The 11,992-nt window shown below is 38.3% G+C and carries 12 protein-coding genes; all 12 read left to right on the forward strand.

The genetic code is table 11. The features are described 5' to 3' along the window. Positions 1 to 54 precede the first annotated feature (54 nt). The 12 genes from HYW79_02325 to HYW79_02380 all read left to right on the forward strand — a co-directional run bounded on the left by HYW79_02325 (position 55) and on the right by HYW79_02380 (position 11,880). A complete protein-coding gene (locus HYW79_02325) occupies positions 55 to 450 on the forward strand; it encodes a WxcM-like domain-containing protein (GenBank protein MBI2635357.1) in 396 nt (131 codons plus the stop codon). Next, positions 443 to 2,029 carry a glycosyltransferase family 39 protein gene (locus HYW79_02330; protein ID MBI2635358.1) on the forward strand — a complete coding sequence of 529 codons (1,587 nt, stop codon included), beginning with the start codon at positions 443 to 445 and terminating at the stop codon, positions 2,027 to 2,029. The genes HYW79_02325 and HYW79_02330 overlap by 8 nt, the downstream gene beginning before the upstream one ends. Further along, complete coding sequence (locus HYW79_02335) at positions 2,026 to 3,084, forward strand: glycosyltransferase family 4 protein (protein MBI2635359.1); 1,059 nt, start codon at positions 2,026 to 2,028, stop codon at positions 3,082 to 3,084. The genes HYW79_02330 and HYW79_02335 overlap by 4 nt, the downstream gene beginning before the upstream one ends. After that, a complete protein-coding gene (locus HYW79_02340) occupies positions 3,081 to 3,677 on the forward strand; it encodes a class I SAM-dependent methyltransferase (GenBank protein ID MBI2635360.1) in 597 nt (198 codons plus the stop codon). The genes HYW79_02335 and HYW79_02340 overlap by 4 nt, the downstream gene beginning before the upstream one ends. Beyond that, a complete protein-coding gene (locus tag HYW79_02345) occupies positions 3,674 to 4,822 on the forward strand; it encodes a glycosyltransferase family 4 protein (protein ID MBI2635361.1) in 1,149 nt (382 codons plus the stop codon). The genes HYW79_02340 and HYW79_02345 overlap by 4 nt, the downstream gene beginning before the upstream one ends. After that, positions 4,819 to 5,520: a polyprenol monophosphomannose synthase gene (locus tag HYW79_02350; protein ID MBI2635362.1), complete on the forward strand. Its 702-nt coding sequence runs from the start codon at positions 4,819 to 4,821 to the stop codon at positions 5,518 to 5,520. The genes HYW79_02345 and HYW79_02350 overlap by 4 nt, the downstream gene beginning before the upstream one ends. Beyond that, a complete protein-coding gene (locus HYW79_02355) occupies positions 5,496 to 7,196 on the forward strand; it encodes a hypothetical protein (GenBank protein ID MBI2635363.1) in 1,701 nt (566 codons plus the stop codon). The genes HYW79_02350 and HYW79_02355 overlap by 25 nt, the downstream gene beginning before the upstream one ends. Beyond that, positions 7,193 to 8,551, forward strand: coding sequence for a glycosyltransferase family 39 protein (locus HYW79_02360; protein MBI2635364.1), 1,359 nt, complete (start codon positions 7,193 to 7,195; stop codon positions 8,549 to 8,551). Before HYW79_02355 ends, HYW79_02360 begins: the two co-directional genes overlap by 4 nt. Next, the gene (gene gmd / locus HYW79_02365) at positions 8,532 to 9,539 is read left to right on the forward strand and encodes a GDP-mannose 4,6-dehydratase (GenBank protein ID MBI2635365.1); all 1,008 of its coding nucleotides are present in this window, start codon (positions 8,532 to 8,534) and stop codon (positions 9,537 to 9,539) included. The genes HYW79_02360 and gmd overlap by 20 nt, the downstream gene beginning before the upstream one ends. Continuing rightward, positions 9,536 to 10,600 (forward strand): glycosyltransferase family 4 protein, encoded by a 1,065-nt coding sequence (locus HYW79_02370; GenBank protein ID MBI2635366.1) that lies wholly within the window; start codon positions 9,536 to 9,538, stop codon positions 10,598 to 10,600. Before gmd ends, HYW79_02370 begins: the two co-directional genes overlap by 4 nt. Continuing rightward, entirely contained in the window at positions 10,597 to 11,253 is a 657-nt protein-coding gene (locus HYW79_02375; GenBank protein MBI2635367.1) for a class I SAM-dependent methyltransferase, read from the forward strand. The genes HYW79_02370 and HYW79_02375 overlap by 4 nt, the downstream gene beginning before the upstream one ends. Positions 11,254 to 11,346: 93 nt before the next feature. Further along, complete coding sequence (locus tag HYW79_02380; GenBank protein MBI2635368.1) at positions 11,347 to 11,880, forward strand: NUDIX hydrolase; 534 nt, start codon at positions 11,347 to 11,349, stop codon at positions 11,878 to 11,880. The last annotated feature ends 112 nt before the right edge of the window (positions 11,881 to 11,992 follow it).

Genomic DNA, 11,992 nt, shown 5'->3' on the forward strand with positions numbered 1-11,992 from the left:
AATCTTGAATTTTAACCTATTGAACCTCGACTTAAAAAAGCGTATTCTTAGTTTATGCCTCAATTTTACGAATACAGGACACATAGCGACCATAGGAGGAGCGGTTCCTATGATATTATTCCCGGAGTGGAGGGAGATTTTAATTTTACCAAACATCCGGCCGGCGTCATTCCGGAAGAACTCCACATGCACAAAAGGCAGACAGACCATTTCGCCGTGATTTCCGGAAAGGTAATGTTTCGACTCGTTTCAGAAGACGGGGAAGAAGAAAAATTCATAGTTACCGATAAAGATAATAAAACTTTAATCATCTCGCCCGGCATTTGGCATGGTTATACGGCGCTTGAGCCGTCAATAATGGCTTTTTACTTAAGTCATAAATATGATGCGTCTGATGAATTTAAAAGGAAAACTAACCCATCGGAATGGGAATTGCCCAAAAATGATTGAAAAAATAAAGGCGCATAAAATAGAAATTTTCGGCCTTATAGCCATTCTATTAATGGCCGGTTTTTTCTACTTTTACAATATTACCCAAAAAGGGCTCTTTGGATACGATGAAGCGTTTCAGATGTTAACGGGCAATTCTTACGCCCAAATACCTAAAATAGGCGTTAATTATTTACTCGGAAATGGCACTCTTGAGGATTTAACCGCGAAATACTTGCCGGGAAATGTATTTTTCCAAATGAGTTCGCGGCCGACATTCGCTTTTTTAAACGCTCTTGGTATAACGATTTTTGGCTATCATGATTATTCAATATTCATAATGGACGGCATTTTAGGTCTTTTGTCGATTGTTGTTTTATATTTTATCGCCAAAAAAATAACCAAGAGTTATAAATTCGCGCTTTTTGCCGTATTTTTATTCGGAATTTCCGGTTATCAGATTTATGCCGCGAGAGGCGCTTTCTCAACAATATTGGCCGGTTTTTTCGCGCTTTGCGGCTCATTTTTTTACATCCGGAATATATACGGTAAAAGTTATGAAGAAAGCCTGAACTTGAAATCCGATCTCATGCTCGCCGGATTTTTCTGGGGCCTTATGTTTGCGTCTCATTATAGCAGTCTTTTCTTTTTGATGTCGGTCGGTCTTTTTGAAATTTTTATGTTTTATCTTTCAGCGCCGGTATCTTGGAAGGTTTTTTTCAAGCGTCTCGCGTTTTTAGCCATTTCGTTTCTAAGCGTTATATTTTTTATTGAAATTCTGCTCCAATTAATATCCTATCTTTTAACGAAAGCGGGCTATCCGCATCATCGCGTTGCTTCGTACTTTTACGAACTTTGGAGGTTTTTTAAAGGCGACTTGATCAGCGATATGTATAATGTTAATCCGCAGGATTTTTGGTTTTACGGCCGGATGATTAACATTTTGAACGGCTTGCCGTACCTTATTTTGTTTTTAATCAGCCCCATCGTATTTTTTTGGAGAAAATATCGGCAGAATTTATCTTTAATCTTTGTTTTTTTTGCCGCGATGGGGATGTTTCTATTCGCGAGTTTAAACGGGTTTGCGGTTCCAAGAGCAATGGTCCAGATAAACGGATTCGTCAGTTTAGCGGCGGCTTTGGTTTTTTGGGAAATTTTTCACCTTATGAAAAAGAATTATAGAGGTTTTGGTTATTTTCTTTTTATAATACTCCTCGTTGTTCAAATGCGGATAAATTGGGAAATTGTGAATCTTAAAAGCGGCTACAAAGAAGCGGCCGAATTTTTGTCTAAAGAAGGCATCCCCTCGGAAGATATTTATACCGAGACCTGGCCCATTTTTTCATTTTATCTGAATAAAAAAACCCAGATTTACAATCGCAGTCATCGGACAATTTATTATGTGGCCGAGTATCACGAAAATAAATCCGTTGATACTTATGATTTCAATATAATCAGCCAAGGAAAGTTATTGGCAACCTTTGACAACCCGATAGGCAAATTTTCGCCGGTAAGGGCGGAAGTGTGGGTTCCCAGGCTTCCAACCAAATGGCCGGCGGCGGAACCGGACAAAATTAAAATCTATAAAGTGAATAGGTGAAACTTTTAATCATTACCCAAAAATACAATATCAACGACTCGGTCTTGGGGGTCTTTAATGATTGGTGGAATAAATTGGCCGGGAAACTAGATAGGGTATATATTTTAGCGCTTGAAAAAAAATCCGAGCCGATATTGCCAAATATTAAAGTCATCGGCATGGGCAAAGAAAAGGGCGCAGGATTTTTGCGGAAAATTGTTGGTTTCTGCGCCGGTCTTTTTAGAACTGTCGGTAAAGTTGACGCTATATTGGTTTCTATGGTTCCTAAATATGTTATTTTGGCGGCGCCGATTGCTTTTATTTTTAGGAAACCGATTTATATGTGGTACACCGGCGTCTCGGCAAACTTCGATCTGCGGCTCGCGGTTTTATTTTGTCGGAAGGTATTTACCGCCCACAAAGCGGCAATGAGAGTAAATACTTCGAAGCGAATCATTACTGGCCACGGAATCGATACCAATAAGTTCCAAATACCAAATACTAAATACCAAATACAAGACAAAATTAATATTTTGTCTGTGGGGAGAATTACTCTGAGCAAGGGGCATGATTTAATTATTAATGCAGTTTCAGATTTAGTACATTCCGGCTATAATTTAAGATTAAAAATAATCGGCGGCGTTATTCAAGATTATCACGGGAAATATTTAGAATCTCTGAAAAAATTAGTTAGCGATTTTAAAATAGGTGAATCGGTAGAATTTTCCGGTCCCGTTTCTTATGACAAAATCCCGGAATATTTCAGTAAAGCGGAAATCCTTATTAATGCCGTGCCTTTTGGTGGTTTGGATAAAGTTGTTTTAGAAGCGATGGCTTCGGGTGTTATTCCTCTAGCTTCAAATTCGGCATTCTCTGACGTTTTTCCTCCGAATATGGCCGATGATTTAATTTTTAAAGTAGGCGATGCCGAAGATTTAAAGATGAAATTAAAAAATATTTTAGATAAAAAGTTTTACGAAGACGAACAGCTTCGCTCGGAATTAAGAAATATTGTGGTAAAAAATCACAATCTGAATAATCTAATTGAAAAAATCGCAGGAGAGATTAAAAAATGATTAACTACTTTGCCTTCGATTATGAAGATAAAAATCGATGGATGAGTTATTGGCATCAAATAAAAGAAATTTCCAATTTTCATTCGGAAAGCGTTTTAATTATCGGCAAAGGCAGCGGTTTAGTTTCCGAATACTTGAAGTTAAGCGGTATAAAAACGACTACCCTAGATATTGATGAGTCGCTAAGCCCCGATGTTGTTGCTTCTGTTTTAGATATGCCGTTTAAAGATAGCGAATTTGACGCGGTTTTGTGCGCTCAAGTTTTGGAGCATTTGCCTTATGAGGATTTTACTAAGGCGATTTTTGAAATAAAAAGAGTGGCAAATAAGAGCGCGGTTATTTCTTTGCCTCACTTTGGACCGGCAATAAGATTTTTATTTAAATTCCCGTTTTTTCCGGAAATAAAATTCATGGTTAAATTGCCTTATCCAAAAAAGCATCTGTTTAAAGGCGAACACTATTGGGAAATTGGAAAGCGCGGTTATTCTGCACAAAAAATCAAAAAAGATATTGAAAAATGCGGATTCAATGGTATTAAAGATTATATTTTTTTTGAAAATCCATTACATCATTTCTTTGTACTTAAAAAATGACAAAAATTATTTACATTGCTAATTCAAGAATTCCAACCGAAAAAGCCAACGGCTTTCAGGTTATGAAAATGTGCGAAGCGTTTTCTAACGCCGGAATTGAGGTTGAACTGTGGCTTCCCGGGCGATTTAATCCTATTAAAGAAAGTCCATTCGCCTATTACAATATTCGCGAAACATTTAAGATTCGGAAATATTTTGTTATTGATTTGATCCCATTTTCAAAATATCTGGGCCGTCTGGCTAATTTTGTTGAATCGGTTTCATTTGCTATTGCCGTCAGGCTGGCTTTGCCGGCTGCCGAATTTAACCTGCTTTATTCACGCGATCAATTTACACTTTGGCTTTTAAGTTTTTTTAAATACCCATTCATCTATGAGATTCATTCCATACCCAGGAGGACCGGACTCCACGGCAGGATTTGGCGCGGAGCTATTAAAGTTGTCGTCATAACTAACGGAATAAAAAATATATTAATCAAAAAAGGCATTGATGATAGTAAGATTATCGTCGCGCCGGATGCTGTTGATCTCGGGGTTTTTAATGCCGTTAATAAGTCAAAGGAGGAGTTAAGATCAGAACTCGGATTATTCGGGGATAATTTTTTGGTGGGCTATGTCGGTAGATTTAAAACTTTGGGGATGGAAAAGGGGATTGCCACAATGATTGAGTCGCTTCCAATTCTTGATAAAGACGTAAAAATGATTTTTGTCGGCGGAGAAGAACAGGAGATTAAAGAATACAAAACATTTGCCGGGCGGTTTAATGTTTTGTCCCAATGCGTATTTATCAGTTATCAGCCGTATTCAAAAATTATAAAATATACCAAAGCAATGGACGCCGTAGTAATCCCTTTTCCCAACAAGCCACATTACGCTTTTTACGCTTCGCCACTCAAACTTTTTGAATATATGGCAAGTGGACGGCCGATTATTGCTTCGGACTTGCCTGCTTTAAGGGAGATATTAAACGATAAAAACGCTTTGTTTTTTAAGCCCGAAGATGCCGCTGATTTAGCGCGAGCAATAAAAATGTTAAAAAATAGCAAAATGCTGGGGCTTCACTTAAGCCAGCAGGCGCTGGCCGATGTGAAAGAATACACATGGGACAACCGCGCGAAAAATATTCTTAATTTTATAGAGCAATGAAAAGCGTTGTTGTTTTACCAACCTACAATGAACGAGAAAATATCGGACCTCTTATCGGAGAGATTTATTCATTACTGCCGGAAATAAGTATTTTAGTTGTTGACGACAACTCTCCAGATGGCACGGCCGGCGAAGTCGAAAATTTAACGATGAAATATCCAAACCTCTCGCTTTTAAAAAGACCAGAAAAAAACGGCCTGGGCGGAGCCTATATCGCGGCATTTAAAAAATTGCTTATGGGACCCGACGTGAGGAATATAATAATGATGGATGCCGATTTTTCCCACAATCCAAAATACCTCACCGAACTTTTAAGAGAGTCTGAAAATTATGATTTGGTTATCGGCTCGCGTTATATAAAGGGCGGCGGAATAGAAAAATGGGAATTATGGCGCAGACTATTGAGCTGGTTCGGCAATTTATACGTCCGAATTTTGTTAAGAAAAAACGTGTCAGACTGGACCACGGGTTATAACTGCATTAACGCTTACGTTCTAAGGAAAATCAATCTGGATAAAATTGATTTATCCGGTTACGCGTTTATTATGGGCGTAAAATATTTTTTGATTGAAGCCGGTGCTAGCGTAAAGGAAGTTCCGATTATTTTTGAAGCCCGCCGCGGCGGCGAATCAAAAATGTCGGGTCATATTATAAGAGAAGGAATCTTAACGCCATGGAAACTTTTATTCACAAAATAAAATATCATTGGGCGACGATCGCATTAGCACCGGTCCTTGGTATTTTGATGGTTTTACCGTTTTTTTATTTTTACATGAAAGTAGGCTCTGATTTTCACGGTGTTTTGCCGACGGTGGTTAATGATGAGTTGTTTTATTACGCGCGGATTAAAGATGTGGTTGACGGTCACCCGTTTTTAAGCAATGCCTATTTAGCTGAACATAAAGAGGGATTGCCACAACAGCTATTCTTGGCCGAATGGCTTTTGGCCCAGCCGATGAAGTTTTTAAACGTCAGTGTTAACGCGGCGCGCCTTGCTTATAATTTTTTATTGCCGGCCGTCGCGTTCATTCTTACTTACTGGGTGCTTTTTCTGATTTCAAAATCACGATCTCAATCAATTATTTCTTCCACATTTTTATTTTTCGGAATGTATTCATTGGCCTTTATCCGCCCGGTCAGCCCTCAATTTAATTTCATTTTCTGGCTCTCGCAGTTTATTTTCCTCTGGCTGCTTATAACGGAACAGAAACAAAAATGGATTTGGTTCTCGGCAGTTAACTTTGGATTGCTTTTTTATATTTACCCTTATTATTGGACATTTTATTTAATATTTTTCTGTTTACTTGCGGCCGCGTATTTTTTTGCGGATAAAAAATTGGCATTAAAAATTTTAATAATTGCTGGCGGTGGATTGGTTTCGGCAATTCCTTACTTTTATTTTAATTATTTAGCTACCCAACTACTATATTATGAGGAAACTTTAACGCGGCTTGGATTAATTTATTCCAGATTTCCTTCCGGCGCCAGAATAATTTTCTGGAGTCTTTTAGGATTTGGTTTTTTTGGATGGTTTTTATGGAAAAAAATTATAAATTTGGATATTAAATCGCTCTTTTTCATTTCCGGCATTTTGGCAAGCGTTATCGCGGTCAACCAGCATTTAATAACCGGCAAAAATATTGAATTTTCCAGCCATTATGATATGGCCGCGATGTTTTTCTTAGTTTTTACGGCAATTTATTTATGGAGTAAGCGTCGAGATTGTCGGTATCTATCTATTATTTTGTTAATTATTGCTTCCGGCATTACAGTTTTTGGTTTAATTAATTATTCAAAAAGAGTTTTTATTATTGATGAAAACGCGGCGTATCGGCAAAACTATATGCCAATTTTTGAGTGGCTGAATAAAAACACTGAAAAAGATTCGGTGGTGTACGCCAATGTTGACGTTTCGGGGCTGATTCCGGTTTATACCGCTAACAACGTGTTTTACATCCGCGAGGCCAATTTATTTTTTATTTCCGATGAAGAAGTTTTGAATAGATTTATTCTGAATAATTTTTTTAAAGACTTTGGTAGAGATTTTGTGATTGAAAACGACCGCTCGGTTTACGGCGTTAGATATGTAGATGCCTATGGCCATGCTGTCCAAGGCAATAAACTTAGAAAAATTTTAGGCCTGAAATCAGAATCGGAAATTTATCTTCCCGAAGAAGCGATTCAAAAAGTTATAACACGGGCCAAAGAACTTCAAAAACGCGATTTTATTGAAGAATTAAAAAGATTTCGCGTTGATTACTTGATTTGGGATAAAAATAAAAATCCAGAATGGAAAATGAATTCCAAAAACTTTAACCCCGTTTTTTCAAGCGGCGATTTGATTATTTTTAAATTTGTGTCTTTGAACCCATGAGCCAAAATAAATGGATTATTGTTTTAATATTTTTTGTCGCCGTTTTATCGGGAATTTTTTGGAACCAAAAAATATTTGGCCAGCCGATAAGTTCCGATCAATTGGGCTACGACGGCATTGCCATGGACATATTAAGCGGCGGCCGGTTTACCGAACAGGGCCAGCCGACTTTTAGAGAACCGGGTTATCCTTTGTTTTTAGCGGCAGTTTATAAAATTTTTGGCCATAATTTTGATGTTGTCAGATATATTCAGATTATAATTTTTGGGTTATTGGCGGTTATTATCTATCTTTTTGCCGAAAATATTTTCGGTCAAAAAATCGCACTTCTTTCAAGCTTGGGCGCAGCGCTTTTTTACGGTCTTGCCAATCAGGCCGGCTTAATTACGACAGAACTTTTATTCGCGTTTTTGCTTAGTCTTTTTACATACTCTATTTATAAAGCGTCGGAGGAAGACGGCAATAAATGGCTGGTTTTTTCCGCGCTGACTTTGGGGGGCGCGACTCTGATTCGGGGCGTAGCCGAATTTTTGTTTTTTTTGGTTGTTATCAATCTTTTTATAATTTATAAAAACAAAATTTCGTATAAGAAGGTTTTTTACAAAATCGCTATTTTTACGGTTTGTTTTTTCATAGTTTTAATGCCTTGGCTTGTAAAAAATAAATTCAAAAACGGTATTTCCATCTCGTCGTTTACCGGCTATTATCTATTACTGCAAACCGAGCGAATGAAAGAATTATATCCCCGCTACGCAAGCCACTTTGTAGGTTATTTTCTGGGTTATTATGTTTCGGAGCGGTTAAATTTTGATACTGGCCCCGACGATAATAAATATTTTTCTTATTTTGAAGGCCCGATTCAGTCAAGAACAGCGCGACTTATTGCCGCGGGCTACGATTATGGCGATATCAGCAACATTTTTACCAAAGAAGCCCTGCCTCAAATTGCTAAGCACCCAGTACAATTTTTATCGGTATCGGTGCTGAATTTTTTCGGTTTCAACGGCCCTATTTTGATGCGCGGGCCGTTTTGGCAAAACGGGGCCGATCTCTCTTTCCAATTTGCCGATGGACGCCACCCGGAAATTCCTAATTATCTTAAGCTGACCATCGTTTTGACTCCGCGCCTGTTGTGGTTTTTATTTTTCTTTTTTGTAATAACGTCAATAATAAAAAATCTCTGCGACTGGAAAAAAATTAGCTGGCTTGTTTTAATAATCATTTATTTTAATATTATATATAGCGTGTCCTTAGGCCTCAACCGTTACGCCCTGCCGATTTATCCGTTTTATGTTATTTTAGCAGTCGCTGGATTGCTACATTTTTTTAATAAATATGCCAAAAGACAAACGTAAAAAAATTGCTTTTATAACCGGTATTACCGGACAAGACGGCTCGTATTTGACCGAGTTTTTGCTTAAAAAAGAATATGAGATTCACGGCTTGGTTCGCCGTGCGAGTACTTTTAATACCCAAAGGATTGATCATCTTTCTAAGTATCGAGAGGGTAAGAATGCAAAATTATTTTTACATTACGGCGATTTAGCCGACGCTAATTCTCTTAATAGTATCTTGGCCAAAGTAAAACCGGATGAAATTTATAATCTCGGCGCCCAATCGCACGTGAAGATTAGTTTTGATATTCCCGAATATACGGCTAGTATAACCGGGCTTGGAACTTTACGATTGCTTGAGGCAATGAGAATTTATTGTCCGAAGGCCAGATTTTATCAGGCATCGTCTTCTGAAATGTTTGGAAAGGTAAAAGAAACTCCGCAAAACGAATTGACTCCTTTCAATGCCCAAAGCCCGTATGGTATCGCCAAGGTATTTGCTCATGAAACGGCTTGCCGTTATCGAGATGCTTACGGCATGTTTATTGCTTGCGGTATTTTGTTCAATCATGAAAGTCCCAGACGAGGCGAAAATTTTGTAACCAGAAAAATAACCAAAGGTGTCGCCAGAATTAAAGCGGGGCTACAGGATAAAATATATCTGGGCAATTTAGATGCCAGGCGTGATTGGGGCTACTCTCCAGAGTATTGCGAAGCGATGTGGCTTATGCTAAGCCAGAAAAAACCGGACGATTTTGTAATTGCTACCGGCGAAACTCATACGGTGGGGGAACTCGCAGAGACGTCTTTTAAATACGCCGGTATAAAAGATTGGAAGAAACACATCGGTATTAATAAGCGCTATTATCGGCCGAACGAAGTTAACCTACTTTTAGGCGATGCCTCAAAGGCAAGAAAAATTCTCGGCTGGAAACCCAAAGTAACATTCAAAGAATTAGTTGAAATTATGACGTCGGCGGATTTAGAAAATACGAGCAAACAGTCATGAGGATTTATTATCTAATCGAAAACGCGGATTCAAAGCACGGTGGAGGAAGATATGCCGGAGATTTAGTTTCAGCAGTTAAAAATGCCGGCTATGAGGTTGTTGTTTCGGAGCAAAAAAACAAATGGTTTGGCGGCTTAATTTTGGATGCCATAAAAATCAGAAAGCATTTAAAAAATTGCGACATTATTCATGCGATAGACGGTTATCCGTATGCTATTGTCGCTGCGGTTGCCAATATTGGGCTGAACAAAAAATTAATTATAACTGTTCAGGGCACCTACGCGGTCGCGCCGCTTTATAATTTTATTGCCGGGACACTCGTCAAATGGGCCTATAAAAGAGCCGATAAAATTATTGCCATAAGCCGATATACTAAAAAAGAGATTTTAAAAAAGGTTAACGTTCAAAATATTGAGGTCGTTAACCATGGCATTCATTTTGACAAGTTTTATAGAGAACCGATTGAATCCGGGGATGAATTCATTTTAAGCGTCGGTGCTTTGAAATACCGCAAGGGCTACCATATTTCCATTCCGTCTTTCGCGCAGGCGAAAAAAGAATTTCCCGATTTGAAATATAAAATAATAGGCAGTCAAAAAGATGCCAATTATTTTGATGAACTGAAAAATTTAGCTACGCAACTTGGAGTTGATAGAGATATAGAATTTTTAAGTGGACTGGGCGATGAGGCGCTTTCCGAATTATACCGGCGGGCGAGGCTTTTTATTTTAACATCGGTCAACGAAGGTCATCATTTTGAGGGATTTGGCCTGGTGTTTCTCGAAGCGGCGGCGGCGGGACTATCGGTTGTCGGAACGACAGGTAGCGGCATTGAAGATGCCGTGAAAAATAATTTTAACGGAATTTTGGTCCCCCAAAACGACATCAAGGCGGCAGCCGAAGCGCTATTAAAAATATTAAAAGACGAACAACTGCGCAGAGAAATGTCGCTGAATTCGTTTTCCTGGGCGAAGGATCATGATTGGGATAAGGTTATTTTACAATACTTTAGAGTTTATGAAGATAGAAATGTTAGAAACCGAGCTTCCAACATTTTATGATTGCGAAGTATTTTCAAAAAATAAAATGGGATATTCTGGCTAGGATTAAGCCCAACTATTTTATTTATTCCGGCATAAAAAATAATGATGAAGACGGATATATAAAGAGCGGCCGCGAAGATGTTCAAAGACTTATAATCTGTGACGATATTTTAAAATCAAAAATGAATTTTAGCGGCGCCTTGGCAGTTGAAATAGGATGCGGCAACGGCCGAATGACCCAATTTATCGCCGAAAACTTTAAAAAAGTGTACGCGGTTGATATTTCCCCCCGCATGATTGATTTGGCGCGGCAAAGGCTTACAAGTTTTAACAATATAGAATTTTTAGTTACCGGCGGCGGCAAACTGCCGATTCAAAATAATGCCGTTGATTTTGTTTTTTCATATATTGTTTTCCAGCACTTTCCGAGTATCGGGATGGTTGAAGAAAACTTAAAAGAGATAAAAAGAGTTCTAAGAAATGGCGGCATAGCCAAAATTCAATTTCGCGGCAGAGTTTCTACCGGAGGCATATTCAGAATATTTAAGTGGTATTACGGCGTGTTTTTTTCGGAAAATGAATTAAGCGATGTTCTGATAAAAAACGGCCTAAAACCTTTGAAAATTTACAAAACAAATGAAAAGGAACTGTGGGCGATATTTGGAAAATAAGTTGACAAATAATAACTATTATGTCAAGCTGTTAACGTGTTAATCGTCGGTTCTCTGACAAAATAAAAGGATAAAACAGGAGGAGATAAAGAAATGAAGTCGGTTGCCATTCCTGTTGTTGTTAAGGTAGACAACGATGGCGTTACGTGGGTTCACACCCAAACTCGTCGGGTTATCAATAAAGATTATGATCCCATGTATCATGGGACTCAAGAAACCTGCGGAGAAACCGTTTATGACTATGAAGACATTATCACGGCGGCAATCCGTGGCTGTCGTGAAGAACTTGGCTGTCCGGATTTAATTCCGGAAAAAGTTATCGGCGCCGATGGAGAATTTTTTTCAACAAGATCGGAAGATAAAATTTTAGGGCTAAAACCATATTATCTGGTACAACAACTCAAGGGTCCCCAACCTTGGATGGGGTTGGGCTTTATAGTTGTTATCTCTCCCGATATTGAATTTCATCTCGATAATGATGGTGAAGTATCGGCTCATCGTTGGTGGAGACCAATAGAGTTATTAAAAAATTTGCAGGAAAAACCCGATAATTTCATGGGCCTTCATTATCCGATTTTAATAAAAGTTTGCCAGGATTTTATGGAAGGGAAGATTCACGTTTCTTGAACAGAAACATGAAAAACCCCTATGGCGCTGCCACAGGGGTTTTATAAATATAAAACAATTTAGTATTGCAATTCGTTATAAAAAATGGTATCTTGCGCCTATCATAATGAAC

The sequence above is a fragment of the Parcubacteria group bacterium genome, assembly GCA_016186325.1.
In the GTDB taxonomy this organism is placed as follows: domain Bacteria; phylum Patescibacteriota; class Minisyncoccia; order UBA10092; family UBA10092; genus JACPHB01.

Bases quoted from the DNA above. Each gene is read 5' to 3' on its own strand.
- HYW79_02330 (MBI2635358.1), top strand. From the start codon at position 443: ATGATTGAAAAAATAAAGGCGCATAAAATAGAAATTTTCGGCCTTATA.
- gmd (MBI2635365.1), top strand. From the start codon at position 8,532: ATGCCAAAAGACAAACGTAAAAAAATTGCTTTTATAACCGGTATTACC.
- HYW79_02340 (MBI2635360.1), top strand. From the start codon at position 3,081: ATGATTAACTACTTTGCCTTCGATTATGAAGATAAAAATCGATGGATG.
- HYW79_02345 (MBI2635361.1), top strand. From the start codon at position 3,674: ATGACAAAAATTATTTACATTGCTAATTCAAGAATTCCAACCGAAAAA.
- HYW79_02360 (MBI2635364.1), top strand. From the start codon at position 7,193: ATGAGCCAAAATAAATGGATTATTGTTTTAATATTTTTTGTCGCCGTT.
- HYW79_02350 (MBI2635362.1), top strand. From the start codon at position 4,819: ATGAAAAGCGTTGTTGTTTTACCAACCTACAATGAACGAGAAAATATC.
- HYW79_02380 (MBI2635368.1), top strand. From the start codon at position 11,347: ATGAAGTCGGTTGCCATTCCTGTTGTTGTTAAGGTAGACAACGATGGC.
- HYW79_02375 (MBI2635367.1), top strand. From the start codon at position 10,597: ATGATTGCGAAGTATTTTCAAAAAATAAAATGGGATATTCTGGCTAGG.
- HYW79_02355 (MBI2635363.1), top strand. From the start codon at position 5,496: ATGGAAACTTTTATTCACAAAATAAAATATCATTGGGCGACGATCGCA.
- HYW79_02370 (MBI2635366.1), top strand. From the start codon at position 9,536: ATGAGGATTTATTATCTAATCGAAAACGCGGATTCAAAGCACGGTGGA.
- HYW79_02325 (MBI2635357.1), top strand. From the start codon at position 55: ATGCCTCAATTTTACGAATACAGGACACATAGCGACCATAGGAGGAGC.